Below are 20783 nucleotides of genomic sequence, written 5' to 3' on the forward strand. Positions count from 1 at the left end.
GGTATTTCTTGATGCCCCGACAGGCACCCACGAGACAGGGAAAACTCATGCTGCGAATTCTGGGCAAGGCGTCATCGATCAACGTGCGCAAAGTGCTGTGGACCTGCGCCGAACTGCAGATCCCGTTCGAGCGTGAGGATTGGGGCTCGGGCTTCAAACCCACCGACACCCCGGAGTTTCTCGCCCTCAACCCCTGCGCCATGGTGCCGGTGCTTCAGGACGGCGATTTCACCCTGTGGGAATCGAACACCATCATTCGTTACCTGGCGGGCAACTATGGCGGCGCAGACCTTTACCCCACCGAGCCGCGAAGCCGGGCGCGGGTCGATCAGTGGATCGACTGGCAGGCGTCGGAGCTAAACCGCTCGTGGTCGTATGCGTTCATGTCGCTGGTGCGCCAGTCAGCGAATTATCAGGACAGCGCCGCGTTAGCCAACGGCGTCGAGCAATGGTCGCAGACCATGGGCATCCTCGATCAACAGTTGCAGAAGACTGGCGCCTACGTCAGCGGCGAGCAGTTTTCCCTCGCCGATATCCCCATCGGGCTGTCGGTCAACCGCTGGTTCGAAACGCCGCTCGCGCATCCGGACTATCCCGCCGTCAAGGCGTATTACGAGCATCTGAGTCAACGCGAAGGCTTCCGTCTCTACGGCAGAAACGGTACGCCGTGAAGCATGACCGTTGCTGCGTTGCGGCATGAGTGAAGTCGTCGACGCAGCTACTCTTCTGCACGCACCACCCCGCGCTCTTCCAGCAAACGCACGAACATGCTCAAGCTGCGCGACACCGTACCCCGGCGCCACACCAGCCAGGTGGTCAGGTAGCGAAAATCCGCCGTCAGCGGCCAGACACTGACCGTGGCGCTGCCGGGCATGCTCTGCAACATTTTGCGCGGCATCAGCGCCAGTCCAGCCCCGGCGCTGACGCAGGCGAGCATGCCGTGGTAGGACTCCATCTCGAAAATCTTGCCCGGCACGGCGGCGTCGGTGCTGAACCATTTTTCGAAGTGATGACGATAGGAGCAGTTGGAGCGAAACGCGTAGATGTTCTCGCCGTTCACATCTGCCGCGCGCTGCACCGGGGCATGATTGAGTGGCGCGATGATGACCATTTCTTCCTCGAACGCCGGCACGCCTTCCAGCGTCGGGTGCAGCACCGGGCCATCGACGAATGCCGCCGCCAAGCGCCCGGCGAGTACGCCGTCGATCATTGTCCCGGACGGGCCGGTGGACAGATCCAGATCGACCTTGGGATGCAACTGGTTGTACGCCGCGAGCAGTTCAGGAATCCGCACCGCTGCGGTGCTTTCCAGTGAACCAAGAGGAAACGCGCCCTGCGGCTCTTCTCCCGCGACCGTGGCTCGCGCCTCCTGCACCAGATCGAGAATGCGCCGCGCATATTCGAGAAAACTCCAGCCGGCGGGCGATAAGCGCAGACGGCTTTTCTCGCGAATGAACAGGTCGACGCCCAAGTCCTGCTCCAGCTGTTTGATCCGCGTGGTCAGGTTCGATGGCACGCGATGAATCTGCGCCGCCGCAGCGCTGATGCTGCCGTGCTCGGCAACGGCCTTGAAGATTTCCAGCTGCACCAGATCCACAGTCATTCTCCAATCGTGAAAGAAACGATCTTTATTATTCAGTTTCCAGAAAACAAACGCCACCCTACTCTAGGCCCATCCACTGAACTCGCAGGAGCCAGCCATGAGCCAGATTTCCAGCCAGACCCACGCCATCTCGATCAACCCCGCCAACGGCGAGCAGATCGCTCACTACGCCTTTGAATCCGCCGAAGCCCTCGACGCCGCGCTGACCCGCGCCGCATTCGGTTTCTCGAAATGGAAACGCAAGCCGCTGCAGGATCGCTCCCGCGCCCTCACCGCCCTCGCTGGCGCCCTACGCGAAACCGCCGAAGCCATGGCCAGCATGATCACCCTGGAAATGGGTAAGCCGATCGCCCAGGCCCGTGGCGAAATCGAGAAATGCGCCAAGCTCTGCGAGTGGTATGCCGAACATGGCCCGGCGATGCTCGACGCCGAACCGACTCAGGTCGAAGGCGGCAAGGCCCGCATCGAGTACCGGCCGCTCGGCCCGATCCTCGCGGTGATGCCGTGGAACTTCCCGATCTGGCAAGTGCTGCGCGGTGCCGTTCCGGCGCTGATCGCCGGCAACACTTACGTGCTCAAGCATGCGCCGAACGTGATGGGCAGCGCCTACCTGCTGCGCGACGCCTTTAAACGCGCCGGTTTTGCCGATGGCGTGTTTGAAGTGATCAACGTCACCCCGGAAGGCGTTTCCACCGCCATCGCCGACCCGCGCATCGCCGCCGTAACCCTGACCGGCAGCGTGCGCGCCGGTATGGCCATCGGTGCTCAGGCCGGTGCCGCGCTGAAGAAATGCGTGCTGGAATTGGGCGGTTCCGACCCGTTCATCGTGCTCAATGACGCTGATCTCGACGAAGCCGTGCAGGCTGCCGTGATTGGCCGCTACCAGAACTCCGGCCAGGTCTGCGCCGCCGCCAAGCGCCTGATCATTGAAGAAGGTGTGGTCGAGGAGTTCACCCGTAAATTCGTCGAGGCCACGCGTCAATTGAAAGTCGGCGATCCGCTGTCCGCCGACACCTACATCGGCCCGATGGCGCGTTTCGATCTGCGTGATGAACTTGATCAGCAAGTGCGTGACACCCTCGAAGAAGGCGCGACCCTGCTGCTCGGCGGTGGCAAGGCCCAAGGCCCGGGCAACTACTACGAGCCGACCGTGCTGGCCGACGTCACCGACCGCATGACCTCGTTCAAACAGGAACTGTTCGGCCCGGTGGCGTCGATCATCACCGCCCGCGATTGCGCCCACGCCCTGGCCCTGGCCAACGACAGCGACTTCGGCCTGACCGCGACGATCTACACCGCCAACGTGCAACTGGCCCAGCAACTGACCAGCGAACTGGACACCGGCGGCGTGTTCATCAACGGCTACTCCGCCAGCGACCCGCGCGTGACCTTCGGTGGCGTGAAGAAAAGCGGTTTCGGTCGCGAACTGTCGCACTTCGGCGTGCGTGAGTTCTGCAATGCGCAGACCGTGTGGCTGGATCGCAAATAACCCGGGACAACATCGTCCCCTGTAGGAGCTGCGGCACGCTGCGATCTTTCGATTTTGATTTTTGAAGATCAAGATCAAAAGATCGCAGCCTCGTTTCACTCGACAGCTCCTACAGCGTGTTAAGTCGCGCATTGATTACGCGCGAGCGCAGTTGCCTTCAGGGCTTACAGATACTTCAGCCAGGCGATGTCGCGACGCCGCGATTTCAGTGCGGAAAACCAGCGTACCGCCGGGTACAGTGCCAGCGCCAACAGCAGTGACACCAGCCAGATCGCCGCGACTGAATCGAAGCCGAAATAGCTACCCTGGTTAAGGCCGAACAGCGACACGGCAATCAGATACAGCACCTTCAGCACGTACAGGTGCAGCAGATAGAAGAACATCGGCGCTGAACCGAAGACCGTCAGCCAGCGAATCCAGCGCCGGGTCTGCAGCCGTTCAAACGCCAGCAACAAGAGCAATCCAATACTCACCGTCAGGGTGATGAACAGCAGCGACGGCGGGTACTTGGTGATGTTGAAAAACGCCATCAGCGTTTGCACGGTCGTGTCTTCAACCGCCCAGGGCTTTTCGCCATAAGCGTTGATCAGCCGCAGTCCCACAAAGCCCAGCAAACCGGCAACACCGCCCAGCAACAGGCCCTGCAGGCGGCTCAAGGCATCAGCCCCGCGGGCGAACCACGGGCCCAGCGCATAACCCAGACCGATCACGCCGATCCACGGCAACAGCGGATACGAAGTGCGCAAACGCAGACTGTCACCGACGTCGATCCAGCCCCGGTCATGCAGGATCGCCCATGGCACATGCAGTGCCGACTCCGGTGCGAAATGCAGGCCATCCAGCAGGTTATGCCCGGCAATGATCACCAGGCTCAGCGTCAGCAGCAGCCAGCGCGGTAACCAGACCAGCAGCGACAAGGCGATCATGCTCAGGCCAATCGCCCAGATCACCTGCAGATAGATCACGCTCGGCGGCAACTGAAACGTCCACGCGAAGTTGACCAAGGTGAATTCCAGCACCACCAGAAACAGTCCACGCTTGAACAGGAAGGCACTGACATCGGCCTTGCCCGCGTACTTCTCGCCAAACAGCCACGCGGACAATCCGGTCAGCAACACGAATACCGGTGCGCACAAGTGCGCCAGGGTGCGACTGAAAAACAACGCCGGCTCGGTGCTGGCGATGTCCATCGGGTCGGACACCTGACGGTGCAGCAGAAACGTCTCGCGCACGTGATCCAGCAACATGAACAGGATCACCAGACCTCGTAGCGCATCAATGGACAGCAAACGGCCGGTCGGCGGCGGGTTGGAACGGGCACACGTAATCGTCATGGACATTTCGCCATCGAGTCAATGAATCGGGGTCGCAACTGCACGTCCCGCCAAAAAATGTCGTTACTCTATAACATAAAAAGTCGTTTCCCAAGCCAAACGACATTTGCCCAATCACGTCAGGCTTCTATAGTGATCAGGCGCCCCCTGCCCTTTGCGCCTGCTGTCGAGCGTTGGCCATGACCTCAACCGAACACCTGATCATCTGCGAGCACTGCGATTGCGTGTACGAAAAAGTCGTGCTCGGCAAACACCAGAAAACCCTCTGCGTGCGGTGCGGCGGCGTGCTGCAGCGCTATAACGGCCTGACCGTCGAGCAGCGGCTGGCCCTGACGTTCACCGCCGCCATGCTGTGGCTGTTCGCCAATTTCTACCCGGTGATGAGCATCAGCATGAAGGGCCTGAAAAACAGCGCGACGCTGTGGGATTCAGTGCTGGCGCTAAGTCAGGGGCCGATCACCTTCATGGCGATGGTCGCGGCGATTTCGATCATCATCGCCCCGGCGTTTCAACTGGTACTGCTGATCTGGGTGCTGGGTTTCGCCCTGTCATCGCGCCGGGCGCCGGGCTTCAAGCTGTGCATGCGCTGGCTGGAAACGCTGCGCCCGTGGAGCATGCTCGAAGTGTGTCTGCTGGGGGCGATGGTCGCGGTGTTCAAACTCGCCGGGCTGCTCGATGTGTTGCCAGGCATCGGCCTGTTCGCCCTGGCGGTGCTGAGCCTGATGATGATCCGCATTGCCGGCCGCGACATTCGTGATCTGTGGGACATTCTATGAAGCGACCCGCGACCGCCAGCGAACTGAATCTGTGCCTGTGCCACAGCTGTGGGCTGGCTTGTGACATGACCGACGAGCCGCACCAGTGCCCGCGCTGCGATGCACCGCTGCATCGGCGCAAGACCAATTCTCTGACGCGCACCTGGGCCTATCTGTTCGCCGCGCTGGCGTTCTACGTGCCGGCCAATCTACTGCCGGTGATGAACACGGTGATGCTCGGCAACGGCGCCGACAGCACGATCATGAGCGGCGTGCTGGAGTTCTGGGAGGGCGGCGCATGGGACATCGCGCTGATCATTTTCATCGCCAGCATCGCGGTGCCGGGGATCAAGTTCGTCGCCCTGTCGCTGCTGCTGATCACCGTGCAACGGGGCAGCGACTGGGCGCGTCGCGAGCGTTCGAAGCTGTACCGTTTCGTCGAGCTGATCGGCTACTGGTCGATGCTCGACGTGCTGGTGGTTGCACTGGTCGCGGCGCTGGTGAAATTCCAGGCGTTGGGCGATATCGAACCACGCCCGGGCATCCTGTTTTTCGGCATGGTGGTGGTGTTCACCATGCTCTCGGCGATGAGTTTCGACCCACGGCTGATCTGGGACAACGCCCCGGACGACGAACCGCTCAGCGACGCACCACCTCAAGCAGCACCTGCAACGGATGGCGCAGCGCCCGATCCGACTGGCGCTTGACCTGACTGCGGCACGAATACCCGGTGGCCAGTGCTTCGCCCTGCTCCGCCGGAGCCTCGACCTGCCGCGCCCACGATTGCTCGTAGATCACTGCCGAAGTTTCGCGGTTGCGCGCTTCATGGCCGTAGGTGCCGGACATGCCGCAGCAACCGGTGGCCTGCGTCGCCAGTTTCAGCCCGACTCGCTCGAACACTTGCTCCCACTGGCGGGTGGCGGCCGGCGCGTTGGTTTTCTCGGTGCAGTGTGCCAGCAGACGGAATGACCGGGACGCGTCGGCAGCGGCCTGCTCCGGCATCACCTTGAGCAACCATTCCTGAACCAGCGCGACTTCCGGGCATTGGTCCATGCCGGGCACTTTCAGGTATTCCTGGCGATAGACCAGCGTCATCGCCGGATCCAGCCCCAGCAGCGGCACGCCAACGTCGGCCAGCTCGCGCAGTTGCCGGGCATTGCGCAATGCCGCGCGGTTGAACGCAGAGAGGAAGCCCTGCACATGCAACGGCTTGCCGTTGGCACTGAATGGCGCCAGATACACCTGATAGCCGAGCCGCGAAATCAGCTCCAGCAGATCCGCCAGCAGCGGCGCCTCGAAGTAACGGGTAAAGGCGTCCTGCACCAACACCACGCTGCGCTCGCGCTGGGTCGGGGTCAGCGCCGACAGATTGGTTACCGTCGCCGGCTGCACGTTCCAGCGGCGCAGCGCAGCGTGGAAATCAAAGCGGCTGAGCAACGGCACATCGACCATGCCACCGAGACGTTCCAACTGTTTGCGCACAAATGTTGCGCCCATCAAACCGTTGTACAGCGCCGGAATCCGCGCCATGTACGGAATGCTGTACTCCAGCGAAGCAATCAGATAATCCCGCGCCGGGCGCAGATAACGACTGTGATACAGCTCAAGAAACCGCGAACGAAACTCCGGCACGTTGACCTTGACCGGGCACTGCCCCGCACAGGACTTGCACGCCAGGCAACCGGCCATGGCGTCATACACCTCGTGGGAAAAGTCTGCGCTCTGCCCACGGCTGTTGCGCCAGCGCGTCCACAGGTTGCGGAAAAACGCCGGACGCCGGATCGCATCGGACAGCACATCAACCCCCGCCTCGCCCTGCAAGCGCAGCCATTCGCGAATCAACGATGCGCGCCCTTTGGGCGATTGCGCACGCTCGCGGGTGGCCTTCCACGACGGGCACATGGCGTCGTCGGGATCGAAGTTGTAGCAGGCGCCGTTGCCGTTGCAATGCAGGGCCGCGCCGTAGCTTTGCCAGACTTTTTCGTCGATCTGCCGATCAAGTTCGCCGCGCAGGGTCACTTCGTCGATCTTCAACAGCTGCGCATCGGTATTGGCCGGGGTGGCGATCTTGCCCGGGTTGAACTGGTTGAACGGGTCGAACGCGGCTTTGAGTGCCTGCAACGCCGGATACAACTCACCGAAAAATGCCGGCGCGTATTCCGAGCGCAGGCCTTTGCCGTGTTCACCCCACAACAGGCCGCCGTAGCGTTGGGTCAGCGCGGCGACACCGTCGGACACCGGACGCACCAACGCCGCTTGCTGCGGATCCTTCATGTCGAGAATCGGCCGTACGTGCAAGACGCCGGCATCGACGTGGCCGAACATGCCGTACTGCAAACCGTGGCTGTCGAGCAGTTCACGCAGTTCAGCGATGTACTCGGCCAGGTGCTGCGGCGGCACCGCGGTGTCTTCGACAAACGGCTGCGGCCGCGCTTCGCCGGCAACGTTACCGAGCAGGCCGACTGCGCGCTTGCGCATGCCATAGACCTTGTTCACTGCCGCTTGGCCGACCGCCAGCGTATGGCCGAGGCGTTCGACGGTGGTGTCGCTGCTCAAGTGTTCGAGGAAAGCTTGAACCCGGCGCTGCAGATCCTCGGGATCATCACCGCAGAATTCCACCAGGTTGATCCCCAGTGTTGGCCGCTCGGCGCTTTCCGGGAAGTACTCGGCGACGCCGTGCCAGACGATGTCCTGCATCGCCAGCAGCAACACCTTGGAGTCCACGGTTTCAATCGACAGCGGCTTGAGCGCCATCAACGCCCGGGCATCGCGCAACGCATCCATGAAACCGGCGTAGCGGATGTTCACCAGCATCGCGTGCTTGGGGATCGGCAGCACGTTGAGCTTCGCCTCGACTACAAACCCCAGCGAGCCTTCAGCGCCGCAGAGCACGCTATTGAGGTTGAAGCGATTGTCGGCCTCGCGCAGGTGCGCCAGGTCGTAGCCGGTCAGGCAGCGATTGAGATCAGGGAACCGTTGTTTGATCAGCTCGCCCTGCTCATCAAAGATCTGCCGCGCGCAGCGATAGACTTCACCCACCCGATCTTCACGGGCACACAACGCTGTCAGGTCGTCTTCCGCCAACGCGGCACCGTGCAGGCGTTCGCCGCCGCGCAGGATCATGTCGAGTTCCAGCACATGGTCGCGCGTCTTGCCATAGGTACAACTGCCCTGGCCGCTGGCGTCGGTGTTGATCATGCCGCCGACGGTGGCGCGGTTGGAGGTCGACAGTTCCGGAGCGAAAAACAGTCCGGCGGATTTCAGTGCGGCATTGAGCTGATCCTTGACCACCCCGGCCTGCACCCGCACCCAGCGCTGCTCGACGTTGATTTCCAGAATACGGTTCATGTGCCGCGACAGGTCAACGACGATGCCATCGGTCAGCGACTGGCCGTTGGTGCCGGTGCCGCCGCCACGCGGAGTGATCACCACTTGCTGATAAGCCGGCTCGGCGATCAGCCGTGCGACCCGCGCCACATCCTCCGCATCCATTGGAAATACCGCTGCTTGCGGCAGACGCTGATAGATCGAGTTATCGGTGGCGAGCACTACGCGACTGGCGTAATCGGCACTGATCTCGCCACGAAAACCACTGGCTTTCAGGGCTTTGAGAAACTGCTGGTAATCGGCGGTCAATGCAGTGGCGGGCGACAGCTGGGCAATCATCGGTCGGGAAATCTCGGTCAAAATCGGGCATGTGGCGGTGAACAGTTGTGCGCAATGAATGATTGCGTCACGCTCCCGCCATCTCATGGTGCTTATGTTCATTGCTTGGCGCCGTCGGGACAAACGTAAAATCGACCCGCAATCCATGACTAAAACGAATGAATCCGCGAACCCTCACCCCTTCCATGTCGCTGTTGCTGGCCTTCGAGGCCGCCGCACGCCATGAAAGCTACACCCGCGCCGCCCACGAACTGTCGCTGACGCAGAGCGCGGTCAGCCGTCAGGTGCAGATTCTGGAAAAGATGCTCGGCATGCGCCTGTTCAGCCGCGAAGGCCGGCAAGTGGTGCTCACCGATGTCGGGCGCATGTATCAGCGCGAACTGGCCGAAGCCCTCGGACAGATTCGCAGCGCGACGTTGCAGGCCATGGCGTTCGGTTCGGGCATCCACAGTTTGCGCCTGGCGACGCTGCCGACCTTCGGCTCGAAATGGCTGCTGCCGCGACTCAAGGACTTCTACACCGCGCACCCGGGCATGACCGTGCACTTGCATTCGCGTATCGAAGCGATCGACTTCGACACCAGCGAAATCGATGCGGCGATCTGTGTCGGTGCGGGGGACTGGCCGGGCCTGAGCGCCCTGCCCCTGCACACTGAAGAACTGGTGGTGATCGCCAGTGCGCAGTTGTCGTTGGCCGAACGCGATGAAGCGGAACAGCACATCGCCGGGCAGTTACTGCTCAATGTCAGCAGCAATGCCCAGGCCTGGGCGGAATGGTTCACCCATCATGGTTTGCCACACCGCAGCATGCGCATCGGGCCGAGCTTTGAAATGACCTCGCACCTGATTCAGGCGGTGCGAGCGAATATTGGCGTGGGTCTGGTGCCGCGGATTCTGGTGGAGGATGAATTGCTTAACGGCGAGCTGCTGCAACTGGGGAAGCCGATCACCAGCCGGCGCAGCTATTACCTGGTGTATCCGCCGCGTAATGAGGCGTTGCCGTCACTGAAAGCGTTCAGGGACTGGTTGTTGGATACGCTCTGACCGCAGCCCCCACAAATGCAAAACATAACGAAACGTCGCTCGATGAGCGGCGTTCAGTCAATCTCGGTACTGGCGCTTTAGCGGTGGCGGCGCACTCGGCCCCTTGACGAGGGGTTTGGCCAGCAGCTTGCCATCCGGGCCATAAAACAGGCGCCTGACGCTGGGCGGCATGGGAGTAGGCTCTTTTGCGCTCATGATGAAACCTCTTCGACAGAACTGAATTCGACCCACTGGACTTTCGAGGAATCTATCACCAATAGTTCGGCGCCAAAAGGCAACGCCACGCCATCCTCCCCCAGCCAGCCTGGATTCAGCATGATGAACTGTCCTTCCAGAGGGCCTGAAGGCCACTCGACGGGCCAGCCGAACAATCGCCTTTCATCCGTCAAATGCAGCGTTACCAGGCGATTATGCCGGGCAAAGGTGCTGTACCACTCGCTGGGGTATGAGTTTTTATTCGTTACATTTTTACTTCGTAACCATTTGTGCAGTTTGTCATTCGAGGCCAGAGCACACGACAACAAGCCGAGCCCCATGGAAACCATGAACGCCCACACAGCCTGGGCTTTGCCATCCCACTTTCCGACAGAAAAGCCTTTCGAGCCTACCCATAGACCAATAGCCCCGATCCCCAAAACCACCCCATGAATCACAAACGTGAAAATCAACGCCTGCACAATCTGCCCAAACGTATCAGGCCGCTTGAATGAAGTGAGCGTGTAGAAAATCCAGGTAGAAACAAATCCGGGAATCAGATACTGCAACAACGGAATAACTTCTTTGACCAGATCATCCATGATCCGTGGCTCCTTGAAAGGCATGCCCCTCCGGTTACCGGGCGACACTCAAAAGCCTAGCGCACAATGAAATACGCCTCGCGCCGATCTGTCACAGCGCATTTCGCAAAGCAAAAAAAAAGCAGAAACCATTGATCCGGTTTCTGCTTTTTTTACGGCTGACTTTTGCTGCTGAGGCTGGGTTTTACAGGCAGTCACGCACCGATTTGCGCAACGACCCGGATTTGGCCCATGGCGGCCCCTGATACAGGGAAACTCGGCTGCCGTCCTTGTATTTGATGATGTCGAGGATCTCGTCGGCGGTGACGAGGCTCGGCGCCTTGATCCGGTAGCCGTTGGAAATGGACGTCTGCGTGGTCTTCGGAACGTCCTGCTGCCACAAAGGCAACAAGCACGCGGCATAGTCTTTAGGCGCTTTGGTGGTGGTTTTGCTGAGATTTGGCTCGCCCGGCACCAGCGACGCTGGCAATGAGCAACCCGCCAGCAATGCCAACGCCAAACTCCCGATCCATATCCGCATGGTGTTTCCCTGATCTGAAAAAACGCGAATGTAACGTGTAACCGGGTGTACATCCAGCGCGGCACGTCGCCCACACGGCAGATTGGACAAATATTTACAGGCATGCGGCCGGTGGCAGACGAGCTGCACATCACCGAAGAAAAATGCGACTACTCTGTTCTACCGAGAATGTTCCGGAGGTGATCATGCGGCTCAATGAATACGAACACGAACTTCAGCGCGACCTGCAAGCCGTTGCATCGGATCTGAGATGGTCGGCGGTCGACCTCAAGCGCATCGCCGAACAGCTGCGCAAGAGCGGCAATGAAGCGGATGCCCAGGCGGTACTCAGGTCCTGCGAGGTGCTGCAAAGTGATGAAGAACGCCTGCAGCTCTATGCCAAGGAAGTGAAGACGCGCTCCATCAGCCGGACAAAGGTCCACTGATACCACCCCCTGCCCTCAACAAAAGCCCCGGTAATCACCGGGGCTCTTTCGTTACATTTGCTTCAACTTGCAGTGTGACTTCGCGCTCGCACCGAGCGTTTTCTGTAACCCGGCAACGCAGCGGCATAGGCCAGCGCTTCCTCTCTGCTACCAAACGACGCAAGCCGGTCGCCTTGAGTACAAACCCGCCATGGGCCGTTGTTCACGCTGAGTACGTCGTAGCCGTTCATGTGCATTTTGTTCAAAACCGGAATGCTCATGGGCACCTCCTTTTTGCTGACAATGGATTCAGCTCTGCCGTTTTAACTTACACCCGGATGCCGCAGTTGTGCCGACCGGATGTCGCCATCGCGAGGCGCCAAGGCTCTGGCACTTTCAGCCACGCCAAACACTCAAAACCCCAAGGGAACCTTTGAATCCGGGCCCGGCTCGAATATTGCAGTTTTATTTCATTTATGTGACAGGCAGTAAACAGGTAACAGATGAAAGTACGCGCAACCGTTATTTGCGAGCAGGATCGACACGTTCTCCTGGTGCGCAAACCCCGCTGCCGCTGGACATTGCCCGGCGGCAAGGTCGAGCCCGGGGAAACCAAAGCCGGAGCGGCGACGCGCGAGCTGCAGGAAGAAACGGCACTGGATGCCGAGCAGATGTTGTATCTGATGGAACTGCACAGTGGCGGCACCCAGCATCATGTCTACGAGGCCTCGGTGCTCGACCTAGAGCAGTTGCGTCCGCAAAACGAGATCATCGAATGCATCTGGCATCCGCTGGACGCGGTGCAGAATCTGCCCACCAGCGACGCGACCTTGCGCATCGTGCAGGCGTTTCAGCGACGCTTGTAAGGAATCAGCCGGCGAATGCCCGGCGCCCGGCGCTCATTTCCGTGCGCAATTCACCGATGAAGTTGGAAATATCGCGGATCGTCACCAGATGTTCCGGCGACACACCATTGAGCAACAACTCGACTCGCCCGGACTGCGGCTCGTACACCTTGATCCGCAGCAGCCCCTGCTCCACTTGAGTGCATTCGCATTCAAGCGACGGAAAGCCGGATTCGACAATCCGGCAGATGTCGGCAATGGCTAGCATGGGCGCACGCCTCGCAGGCGATGAGTCGGTCGACCGATTCAGCATAGATGAGCGATCAATAATCTGCCGCCCCGGCAAGTGCCAACCCGATCACATTTCCAGCGCGGCCTCAGTGGTCGTCATGATCCCAGATCCAGTTCCACATCCCCGGCAACTGCACCGGCTCCGAACTCTGCTGAACCGTGCGCGCCAGCGCCGCTTTCTGCAGCGCCGCGTGATCATCGTAGAAGGGTTTGTCGGCCAGTCTCACGCCCGTGGCGGCGGCGCTGTCGAGCAGGATCTGCAGGTACTCGCGGGTATGCCGCGCGGTGTAGCGGTTGAGATCATGAAAGGTCACCACCACCGGAATCACTCCGTCCACAGTCGGAAATTCGCCGAGGGCAATGCGCTCGCGGACTTCCGATAGCTGGCGCAGCATATTCGCCCGACGTCGGGGACTGGCGTTGAAGCCCCAGATCTTGCCGTCATTGGCGCTCAAATCGGTCAACAACACGTGCAAGCCATGCTGCTGATACGCGGCGAAGGTGCGCTTGTCGTAATTCCAGAATGGCGGGCGCAGCAGGGTCGGCGCAACTCCGGTGATCGCGGCGATATCCGCCGTGCCATTGCTCAACGACTGCTCCAGTGCTTGCGGATCGAGCGAGCGATGGTTGGTGTGCCAATGGGTGGCGGTGTGGAATCCGAGGATGTGCCCTTCGGCGTGCTCGCGCCGCATGATGCCGCGCCCAATGTCACTGTTACCGGCGCGAGGGGCGCGGGTCTGGACGAAGAACACCGCTTTGATGTTCGCTTGCACCGGGTTGACCTTGAGGCTGTCGAGCACTGTCGCCGAAGGGTTCCAGAAACTCGAGGCGCTGGGGCCGTCATCGAAGGTCAGCAGAAAACGCACCGGTGCCTGGGCCTTGAGCCGGGTTTCGGTTTGCGCGGTCATCTCGATCGGCGCGGCAATGCAGCCGGCCAGCCCTAACGCGATGGCCGCTGCACAAAGAAGGTTGAAAGCGTATTTCATGTTTTGCCTTGCGCCTGACCGTTGCGGCCCTGTTTTCGACTGGCAAAACTCCCTCGCCCTGATCCATCCCTGCGCCCGGCTTCGCGAGCCAGGTCTGGATAGGGTACACAGGCTTTGGTTCCGGCGCTCGCTCAGTTAGCCAGTGCCTGTTGAAACGAGGTATCGATGACCCCGGCGGTGGCCAGCGGCGCCGGCAGTGCCTTGACCTTGAACAGGAAGTCCGCGGTGCCTTGCAGGTCGGCTGCCGCCTGTTGGTCCACCGGCCCGACAGTCATGTGCGCCTGACGCAACCAGTGCCGTGAAACCTGCTGATCGAGATTGGCTTTCTTCGCCCATAGATCCGCGTATTCGTCGGTGTGGCTGTCGACCCAGGCCCGCGCCTGTTTCAAACGCCCGAGAAAATCGGCAATCGCTGCACGCTTGCTGTCGATCGACGGCGCCGACGCGGCAATCGCGCTGAGGCCCGGCATCAGGTTTTTCGCGGTGAGAATCGGCCGCGCCCCGGAGAACACGATTTGCTGGGAAATGTACGGCTCCCACACCGGGAAGGCGTCGATGCTGCCCTGTGGCAATGCCGCCGCCGCATCAATCGGCATCAGTTTGACGAAGTCGACGTAGTTTTCCGGCAGACCGCCCTGCTCCAGGGCGCGCAAGGTCAACTGCTGGCTCCAGGCGCCGGGCCAGTAGGCGACTTTCTTGCCCTTCAGATCCGCGATGGTTTTCACCGGCGAATCTTTCGGCACCAGCAAGGCGATGGTGTCCGGGTTCTGCCGCGACACACCGATCAGTTTCACCGGCGCCTGTTTGGCGGCGAGAAACAGAAAACCCGAATCGCCGAGAAAGCCCAGATCCAGCGAGCCGGTCTGCAACGCCTCGGCCAATGGCGCGGCGGCCTGGAAATGCTTCCAGTCGACGCTGTAAGGCGCGTCTTTCAACACGCCGGACGCTTCGATCGAGGCGCGGATGTTGTAGTAGTTCTGATCACCGATGTGCAGGACCAACGGATCCGTAGCGTAGGCAAACGGAGCGGCGAACAATGCGGTCATCAGTGTGTTGCGGAGCAAACGGGAAAGCTTCATGGAAGATCCTGCGACGGGATTTTGCATAGACCATAACGCTGTTGATAAACCGATTTTAAATTCGATTAATGCATAAGCTCAGCGCTCGGAATGCTCACTGTCCGCTGCGCAACAGTGCCTTGCCACAATGTTTCCCGAGCAACAGTTGAAAGGCACTAAAACCGGCGAAAACCCCGTAAACATGGGTCCGCACGTACATGGCACAGAGCCTGCAATATTCCATTCACGCAGGATGCCGTCGATAAAAATATATTTTTGGACATAACAACCAGTGCCTTTGCCGGAGCTCCCCATGACATCGTTACCCTTTACTCGCCTCAAAACACTGCTGCTCGCCAGCGCCATGGCATTGAGCCTGCAACCTCTGGCTCAGGCCGCCGAAGCGCCACCTGCGGAAGTCCATCTGGATTACGCCTACTACTCACCGGTGAGCCTGGTGCTCAAGCATTTCGGTTTTCTTGAAAAGGCCCTGCCACAAACCAAAGTCAGTTGGGTGCTGAGTCAGGGCAGTAACCGTTCGCTGGAATACCTGAACAGTGGCGGCGTCGATTTCGCCTCCAGCGCCAGCCTCGCTGCCGTGCTGAGCCGGGCCAACGGCAGCCCGATCAAATCGGTTTACGTCTACAGCCGTGCCGAATGGACCGCGCTGGTAGTGCGCAAGGATTCGCCGTACCAGAGCGTCGCCGACCTCAAGGGCAAGAAAATCGCCGCCACCAAAGGCACCGATCCGTACCTGTTCACCCTGCGCAGCCTGCAACAGGCCGGGTTGAAGAAAGACGACGTGGAACTGGTGCACCTGCAACATCCGGACGGTCGCACCGCACTGGAAAAAGGCGATGTCGATGCCTGGGCCGGACTCGATCCGCACATGGCTGCCAGCCAGGTGCAGGCCGGTTCGCGTCTGCTGTATCGCAACCCGGCGTTCAACAGCTACGGCGTGGTCAGCGTCACCGAGCAGTACGCCAAGGAGCATCCGCAAACCATCGACACCGTGATCAAAGCCTACGAGCAGGCGCGGGACTGGGCGCAGAAAAATCCCGACGAGTTCGCCGCGCTGCTTGCCAAGGAATCCGGTTTGCCGCTGGACGTGGCCAAACTGCAGTTGTCGCGCACCGACCTGAGCAGCCCGCAACTGACCGCCAACGACGTGCAAGCGTCGAAATCCGCGGCACCGATTCTGGTCTCCGAGGAGTTGGTGCGGCGTGGAGTGAATGTCGATCAAGTCATCGATCAGTTGCTCGACAGCGGAGTGCAGCAAGCCGTCGCCCGCCAGTAATCGACCAGACTCACAGCCCATCCGCGCCCGACGCGGATTCGCTGTGAGCGGAGCCCGCGTATGAGCACTCGCAGTAACGAATTGCCCGCGCCGCCTCGCAGCTTGTCGAGGCCGCGCCCTTCCACCCTCACCCCGACATGGCGCCGGCGCCTGAAAGGTCTGGCCCTGCCACTGCTGATCGTGGTCGCCCTGGAATTCATCGTGCGTCTCGGCTGGCTGCCGTCCTATCAAATGCCGGCGCCCAGCGAGATCGCCCTGACCCTCACCGACCTCGCCGAAGGCGCACTGTGGAAACACATCGGCGCCAGTCTGCTGCGGGTATTGCTCGGGTTTGCAATTGGCGCCAGCCTCGCGCTGGTGTTCGCCGCCTGGGTCGGTTTGAGCCGCGAGGCCGAGGCGTATCTGGAGCCGACGTTCGCCGCCCTGCGCTCAATTCCGAGTCTGGCCTGGGTACCGCTGTTGCTGCTGTGGCTGGGCATCGATGAAACCTCGAAGATCGTGCTGATCGCCATCGGTGCGTTCTTTCCGGTGTACGTCAACGTGGTCGCGGCGATTCGCAACATCGATCGCAAACTGGTCGAGGTCGGGCGCATCTACGGCTTCAGTCGCCTGCAACTGGTGCGGCGGATTCTGCTGCCCGCCGCCCTGCCCGGCCTGTTCACCGGGCTGCGCAGCGGCATGAGTCTGGCGTGGATGTTTCTGGTGGCCGCCGAGCTGATCGCCGCGACCAAGGGCCTGGGTTATCTGCTCAGCGACGGCCGCGAAACCTCGCGACCGGACATCGTGCTGGCGGCGATCATTGTGCTCGCCGTGCTCGGCAAACTCAGCGACGGTTTGCTCGCAGTGCTGGAACGCCGCTGGCTGGTCTGGCGCGACACGTTCACCGGTCAGGAGGCGCAGGATTGATTGGCCAGAGCCAACTATGCTGAAAGCGTCCAACCGGAGATTCGGCGCATGTGCGGAAGACTCTCGCAATACCGCGGCATTCACGACTTTGTCGCGGTGCTGAGCATTCCCGATGCGCTGATCAATCACGTCGGCGACGCCGCGCTGGAACGCTACAACGCGGCGCCGACCACTTCACTCGCAGTCCTTCATCAACATGATCAACGTCTGTATGCCGACAATCTGCGCTGGGGCTGGCGCCCGCACTGGGCCAAGGATCGCGCGGCGCCAATTAACGCCCGCGTGGAGAAAGTCGCCCATGGGCCGTTCTTCCGGGCGATCTGGCGTCATCGGCTGATCGTGCCGGTCGACAACTGGTTCGAATGGGTCGACGGCCCGGATAAAACCCGACAGCCGTGGCTGATCCGGCGTGCCGATCACGGGCCGGTTTTCTGTGCGGCCATCGGACAGTTTCCGACACCCGGCAGCGATGGCCGGGAGGACGATGGATTCGTGATCATCACCGCCGACAGCGTCGGCGGCCTGCTCGATATTCATGATCGAAGACCCGTGGTCTTTCGCGCTGACATGGCTGCCGAGTGGCTCGACAGCGCCACGCCTGTTGAACGCGCCGAACAGATGCTCCTGTTTGAAGGCGAACCCAGTGATGCCTTCGCCTGGCACAAAGTCGGCAAGGCAGTCGGCAATTCACGCAATCAGGGTGCAGGGCTGATTGAAGAAGTGGCTTAAAGATCCACGTTCTCACGCGTCTACCTTGTAGGTGACGCATGATCTTTACAGCTGGTGTTTCATTGTTGAGACAGCCCGAAAAAAACAGTCGTTTGAGCGAACTAACCGCCTGTCTGACATTTCAACCGTCATACATACATTTAGATGCGCTACGGATAGCATGCGCGCCGCATTTCCATTTGGCATACCAGTTGACCAAAGAGTCAGCAAAACCAGGAATCCCCTACAACTTTAACAAGCCTTGCAGAGAACTAAGTTGCGCGACGATTTTGCAATCAAACAGGCCAACGGCCTGGAGTGTATTTATCTGTCCATGACAGAACGCTTTCAACTCGACTGTTTTATCGGCCACTACATCAAGACCCGAAACCTGCGTTCGGTGCCGGACATCGAACGCGTCTTGCGCACGACCCTCCAGAGCTATCCCGGGCACCCACCGGTGATGGTCAACGAACTCAATGCGTGGCTCGACAAGACCCTGGGCTATCGGGCATCACACCCGGACTTCCCGCACCTGGAAGACCTCTGAAAAAAAGAAGCCCCGCTGCTGCGGGGCTTCTTGCAGATGGCTCTCAGAGTTTCACGTCAGGCCCGGTGAGCTCCTTGCCATCGTCGTGCTTCCACGTCTGTTCCTTGCGTTTCTCACGCTCGATTTCTTCTTCGCTGGGCTCGTCTACTTCTTCATCTTCATCCGCACGCTGTTGCTCGGTCGTCATGTGCACCTCGCTTTGTCGCAACTAGTCATCCAACAAGCGTAGAACAGTTTTTTCCCGACAACTTACAACCACCAGCGCAGCAAAAAGAAAAACGCCATGCTCAAGAGCATGCTGAGCAAGGTATTGCGGGTGTACAGCACCAGTCCGATCGCCACCAGCGAACTGAGCAAATACGGATTATCCCACTGCAAATTCAGCTGTTTGTCCGGCATGAACACGATCGGCCCACAGATCGCCGTGAGCATTCCCGGCACGGCAAACCCGAGAAACTGCCGTGCATTGCTGCTCAAGCGCAGCGGCAGGCGCGGTTCGAGAAACACGTAACGGTTGAGGAACACCAGAATCCCCATGCCGAAAATCACTGCCCAGACCATCATGCACGCCCCCGATACAACTTGTTGCAGACAAATCCTGCGGTCATCCCGGCCAGGCCCGACAACACCAGTGCCGAACCCCACTGCCAATAACTGAACAGCACCGAGCAGAACAGCGACACCGCCACACACACCACGGTCGGCACGTTACGCACCACCGGGGTGATCAATGCTATGAAAGTGGCGGCAATCGAGAAATCCAGCCCCAAGTGCTCAAGCCCCGGAATGCTGCTGCCCAAGACAATGCCGGCCAGGGTGAACAGGTTCCAGGCGATATAGAACGTCAGGCCGACGCCCAAGGCGTACCAGCGGTTGAACTGCTGACGATCATGCTGACTGGTCAGGGCGAACAGTTCATCTGTGAGCAAAAAGCCCAGGCCGATGCGCCAGCGCCCGGGCAGCGGCGAAATCACCGAACGCATGCTCATCCCGTACAACAAGTGCTGCGAGGTCAGCAGCAGCGTGGTCAACAGGATCGAGAAAATCCCGGCACCGCCCTTGAGCATGCCGATCGCCACCAGTTGCGCGGCCCCTGCGAACACGATGCTCGACAGGCCCTGCCCCTGTAACGGCGTGAGATTGGCCTCGATCGCCATGGAGCCGGCCAGCAGCCCCCACGGCGCCGTCGCCAGTGATAACGGCATGATCGCCGCAGCGCCGCGAAGAAACGCACGGCGCGGCATAAGTGAGTCAGACATAACGCTCTTCAACCGAGGAAACGGTCGCAGACTCTGCCAGCAAATGCCCCTTCGCGGCTTGAACAATCTTGCGCACTTACACTAAATCGCCGCGCCCGGGGTCCGCTGTCGGCGTACCATGGAGGCCTTCACAACCGCGTCAGGGAGACGACATGCTGTACCGAATCGCAGCCGACGGGCTGGTGCTGTTTCATCTGTGCTTCATTCTGTTCGTGCTGTTCGGCGGGCTGCTGGTGCTCAAATGGCCACGCGTGATGTGGCTGCATTTGCCGGCGGCTGCATGGGGCGTGGCAGTCGAGGTGTTGCACCTGACCTGTCCGCTGACCTACTGGGAAAACCTGATGCGCCACGCCGCCGGGCAGACCGAATACGCCGGCGGCTTCATTGAGCACTACATCTGGCCGATCATCTACCCCGCCGGGCTGACGCCGCAGATCCAGTTGGCGCTGGGCAGCGTAGTGCTGGCGATCAACCTGCTGGTTTATGCACGCCTGATCCGCGCGTGGAAACTGCGCCGCGCCAGCCGTATTCCGTTTTAACGCGCGGCGGGTTTCAAGGCTTGCAGCCAGGCCGGATCCAGGCGTTTCTGGTCGATCTCCAGACCCAACGCCTGCATCCGCGCCTTGTGCGCTTCGACTTCCCGGTGCAATTGCGCGTGATCGCTGGAGTTGCCGTCCAGTTCGTGCATCTGGGTCAGCCCCAGATGATAGAAGCGCAAAACCTTCATCGCCGTCGGATCGCCCTGTTCCACCGCAGCGGTCACCTGATGCATCACGTTGGTCACGCTCATCAGGCTGCGCTTGAGCCGCCAGCTATAAACCGCCGGGGCCATCCACGCCTGCTGCCAGAACTGCCCGCGCATCAGCGCCGCTGTCAGCAGGAAAGCCACGAACACTCCGCCGACATTGAACCGCAGATTATCGCCGCCGGGCTCGCCGAACAGCGCCACTGCCGCCGTCGAAAGCGCCATCGCCAGCACCAGGAACAGCACGGCAATGATCAACGTGCTGCGGCGGGTCTGCTGGCGAAACGTTGCTGGGTCCATCGGCTGGATCTCGAACATCAGGCATGACTTCCTTGAGCGATAAAAAGGGCAACGGAAAAAACTCGCTGCGCATTATCGCCTCTCTCTGCGATTTAGCTATGCTGGGGGCCCTTTTCATCTTTTCAGCGTCCAACGGGGACATGGCGGTACAGCGCAGATCGTGCCATCTTCATTCATGGATACACACTATTCGGATGCCATTTGCTTTCATTGGAATGACATCGTTT

At 60.4% G+C, this 20783-nt stretch carries 25 protein-coding genes; 12 read left to right on the top strand and 13 right to left on the bottom strand.

Going from position 1 to position 20783, the window contains the following annotated elements:
* Positions 1-47 precede the first annotated feature (47 nt).
* Positions 48-671, top strand: coding sequence for a glutathione S-transferase family protein (locus tag AC1RBR_RS15720; RefSeq protein WP_492565424.1), 624 nt, complete (start codon positions 48-50; stop codon positions 669-671).
* Positions 672-718: 47 nt separating this feature from the next.
* On the opposite strand, the gene ptrR is transcribed toward AC1RBR_RS15720, so the two are convergent.
* Positions 719-1597: a putrescine utilization regulator PtrR gene (gene ptrR, locus AC1RBR_RS15725; RefSeq protein WP_456020383.1), complete on the bottom strand. Its 879-nt coding sequence runs from the start codon at positions 1595-1597 to the stop codon at positions 719-721.
* A gap of 103 nt (positions 1598-1700) precedes the next feature.
* Here ptrR and AC1RBR_RS15730 point away from each other — a divergent pair, with 103 nt between their 5' ends.
* On the top strand, positions 1701-3092 hold the full coding sequence (locus AC1RBR_RS15730) for an aldehyde dehydrogenase family protein (RefSeq protein WP_492565425.1): 1392 nt from the start codon (positions 1701-1703) through the stop codon (positions 3090-3092).
* 164 nt (positions 3093-3256) lie between these two features.
* Here the strand turns inward: AC1RBR_RS15730 and AC1RBR_RS15735 are convergent, their stop codons facing one another.
* Positions 3257-4426 carry an acetyltransferase domain-containing protein gene (locus AC1RBR_RS15735; protein WP_492565426.1) on the bottom strand — a complete coding sequence of 390 codons (1170 nt, stop codon included), beginning with the start codon at positions 4424-4426 and terminating at the stop codon, positions 3257-3259.
* Between the two features lie 179 nt (positions 4427-4605).
* Here AC1RBR_RS15735 and AC1RBR_RS15740 point away from each other — a divergent pair, with 179 nt between their 5' ends.
* Both AC1RBR_RS15740 and AC1RBR_RS15745 read left to right on the top strand, forming a co-directional pair.
* Positions 4606-5202 (top strand): paraquat-inducible protein A, encoded by a 597-nt coding sequence (locus AC1RBR_RS15740; RefSeq protein ID WP_095136467.1) that lies wholly within the window; start codon positions 4606-4608, stop codon positions 5200-5202.
* On the top strand, positions 5199-5888 hold the full coding sequence (locus AC1RBR_RS15745) for a paraquat-inducible protein A (RefSeq protein ID WP_247268950.1): 690 nt from the start codon (positions 5199-5201) through the stop codon (positions 5886-5888). The genes AC1RBR_RS15740 and AC1RBR_RS15745 overlap by 4 nt, the downstream gene beginning before the upstream one ends.
* On the opposite strand, the gene ydiJ is transcribed toward AC1RBR_RS15745, so the two are convergent.
* Positions 5821-8847 carry a D-2-hydroxyglutarate dehydrogenase YdiJ gene (gene ydiJ / locus AC1RBR_RS15750; RefSeq protein WP_492567248.1) on the bottom strand — a complete coding sequence of 1009 codons (3027 nt, stop codon included), beginning with the start codon at positions 8845-8847 and terminating at the stop codon, positions 5821-5823. The genes AC1RBR_RS15745 and ydiJ overlap by 68 nt on opposite strands.
* Before the next feature lie 158 nt (positions 8848-9005).
* Between ydiJ and AC1RBR_RS15755 the strand changes: the two genes are divergently transcribed.
* Entirely contained in the window at positions 9006-9890 is an 885-nt protein-coding gene (locus tag AC1RBR_RS15755; RefSeq protein WP_492565429.1) for a LysR substrate-binding domain-containing protein, read from the top strand.
* A 191-nt stretch (positions 9891-10081) separates the two neighbouring features.
* Here the strand turns inward: AC1RBR_RS15755 and AC1RBR_RS15760 are convergent, their stop codons facing one another.
* Together AC1RBR_RS15760 and AC1RBR_RS15765 are read right to left on the bottom strand one after the other, a co-directional pair.
* Positions 10082-10687, bottom strand: coding sequence for a DUF6338 family protein (locus tag AC1RBR_RS15760; protein ID WP_145596858.1), 606 nt, complete (start codon positions 10685-10687; stop codon positions 10082-10084).
* A gap of 184 nt (positions 10688-10871) precedes the next feature.
* Positions 10872-11207, bottom strand: coding sequence for a hypothetical protein (locus tag AC1RBR_RS15765; RefSeq protein WP_047598287.1), 336 nt, complete (start codon positions 11205-11207; stop codon positions 10872-10874).
* Positions 11208-11392: 185 nt separating this feature from the next.
* Between AC1RBR_RS15765 and AC1RBR_RS15770 the strand changes: the two genes are divergently transcribed.
* A complete protein-coding gene (locus AC1RBR_RS15770) occupies positions 11393-11632 on the top strand; it encodes a hypothetical protein (protein ID WP_095136471.1) in 240 nt (79 codons plus the stop codon).
* Between the two features lie 62 nt (positions 11633-11694).
* On the opposite strand, the gene AC1RBR_RS15775 is transcribed toward AC1RBR_RS15770, so the two are convergent.
* The gene (locus AC1RBR_RS15775) at positions 11695-11892 is read right to left on the bottom strand and encodes a DUF2188 domain-containing protein (protein ID WP_096796397.1); all 198 of its coding nucleotides are present in this window, start codon (positions 11890-11892) and stop codon (positions 11695-11697) included.
* A 222-nt stretch (positions 11893-12114) separates the two neighbouring features.
* Here AC1RBR_RS15775 and AC1RBR_RS15780 point away from each other — a divergent pair, with 222 nt between their 5' ends.
* Positions 12115-12477: an NUDIX hydrolase gene (locus AC1RBR_RS15780; RefSeq protein WP_492565432.1), complete on the top strand. Its 363-nt coding sequence runs from the start codon at positions 12115-12117 to the stop codon at positions 12475-12477.
* Between the two features lie 4 nt (positions 12478-12481).
* Here the strand turns inward: AC1RBR_RS15780 and AC1RBR_RS15785 are convergent, their stop codons facing one another.
* The 3 genes from AC1RBR_RS15785 to AC1RBR_RS15795 all read right to left on the bottom strand — a co-directional run bounded on the left by AC1RBR_RS15785 (position 12482) and on the right by AC1RBR_RS15795 (position 14812).
* Positions 12482-12724, bottom strand: coding sequence for a DUF1652 domain-containing protein (locus tag AC1RBR_RS15785; RefSeq protein WP_095136473.1), 243 nt, complete (start codon positions 12722-12724; stop codon positions 12482-12484).
* A gap of 109 nt (positions 12725-12833) precedes the next feature.
* A complete protein-coding gene (locus tag AC1RBR_RS15790; protein WP_492565434.1) occupies positions 12834-13733 on the bottom strand; it encodes a polysaccharide deacetylase family protein in 900 nt (299 codons plus the stop codon).
* Between the two features lie 131 nt (positions 13734-13864).
* On the bottom strand, positions 13865-14812 hold the full coding sequence (locus AC1RBR_RS15795) for an ABC transporter substrate-binding protein (RefSeq protein ID WP_492565436.1): 948 nt from the start codon (positions 14810-14812) through the stop codon (positions 13865-13867).
* 292 nt (positions 14813-15104) lie between these two features.
* On the opposite strand from AC1RBR_RS15795, the gene AC1RBR_RS15800 reads away from it, so the two are divergent.
* The 4 genes from AC1RBR_RS15800 (at position 15105) to AC1RBR_RS15815 (ending at position 18252) form a co-directional block, all read left to right on the top strand.
* Positions 15105-16088, top strand: coding sequence for an aliphatic sulfonate ABC transporter substrate-binding protein (locus tag AC1RBR_RS15800; protein WP_492565438.1), 984 nt, complete (start codon positions 15105-15107; stop codon positions 16086-16088).
* A gap of 60 nt (positions 16089-16148) precedes the next feature.
* Entirely contained in the window at positions 16149-16994 is an 846-nt protein-coding gene (locus AC1RBR_RS15805; protein WP_492565439.1) for an ABC transporter permease, read from the top strand.
* Positions 16995-17042: 48 nt separating this feature from the next.
* On the top strand, positions 17043-17723 hold the full coding sequence (locus tag AC1RBR_RS15810; protein WP_492565441.1) for an SOS response-associated peptidase: 681 nt from the start codon (positions 17043-17045) through the stop codon (positions 17721-17723).
* 256 nt (positions 17724-17979) lie between these two features.
* Positions 17980-18252 (top strand): hypothetical protein, encoded by a 273-nt coding sequence (locus AC1RBR_RS15815; RefSeq protein WP_095136479.1) that lies wholly within the window; start codon positions 17980-17982, stop codon positions 18250-18252.
* Positions 18253-18295: 43 nt separating this feature from the next.
* Here AC1RBR_RS15815 and AC1RBR_RS15820 read toward each other — a convergent pair whose 3' ends face one another.
* From AC1RBR_RS15820 to AC1RBR_RS15830, 3 genes are all read right to left on the bottom strand, one after another.
* A complete protein-coding gene (locus AC1RBR_RS15820; protein WP_166497409.1) occupies positions 18296-18439 on the bottom strand; it encodes a hypothetical protein in 144 nt (47 codons plus the stop codon).
* Positions 18440-18501: 62 nt separating this feature from the next.
* Positions 18502-18813, bottom strand: coding sequence for an AzlD domain-containing protein (locus tag AC1RBR_RS15825; RefSeq protein ID WP_166497451.1), 312 nt, complete (start codon positions 18811-18813; stop codon positions 18502-18504).
* Positions 18813-19511 carry an AzlC family ABC transporter permease gene (locus AC1RBR_RS15830; protein WP_183780536.1) on the bottom strand — a complete coding sequence of 233 codons (699 nt, stop codon included), beginning with the start codon at positions 19509-19511 and terminating at the stop codon, positions 18813-18815. Before AC1RBR_RS15830 ends, AC1RBR_RS15825 begins: the two co-directional genes overlap by 1 nt.
* A gap of 152 nt (positions 19512-19663) precedes the next feature.
* Between AC1RBR_RS15830 and AC1RBR_RS15835 the strand changes: the two genes are divergently transcribed.
* Positions 19664-20050, top strand: coding sequence for a DUF2784 domain-containing protein (locus AC1RBR_RS15835; protein ID WP_166497411.1), 387 nt, complete (start codon positions 19664-19666; stop codon positions 20048-20050).
* Here the strand turns inward: AC1RBR_RS15835 and AC1RBR_RS15840 are convergent.
* The gene (locus AC1RBR_RS15840) at positions 20047-20574 is read right to left on the bottom strand and encodes a DUF3087 domain-containing protein (RefSeq protein ID WP_492565444.1); all 528 of its coding nucleotides are present in this window, start codon (positions 20572-20574) and stop codon (positions 20047-20049) included. The genes AC1RBR_RS15835 and AC1RBR_RS15840 overlap by 4 nt on opposite strands.
* Between the last annotated feature and the right edge of the window lie 209 nt (positions 20575-20783).

It is taken from the genome of Pseudomonas sp. GW823-FHT01D03 (genome assembly GCF_058798255.1).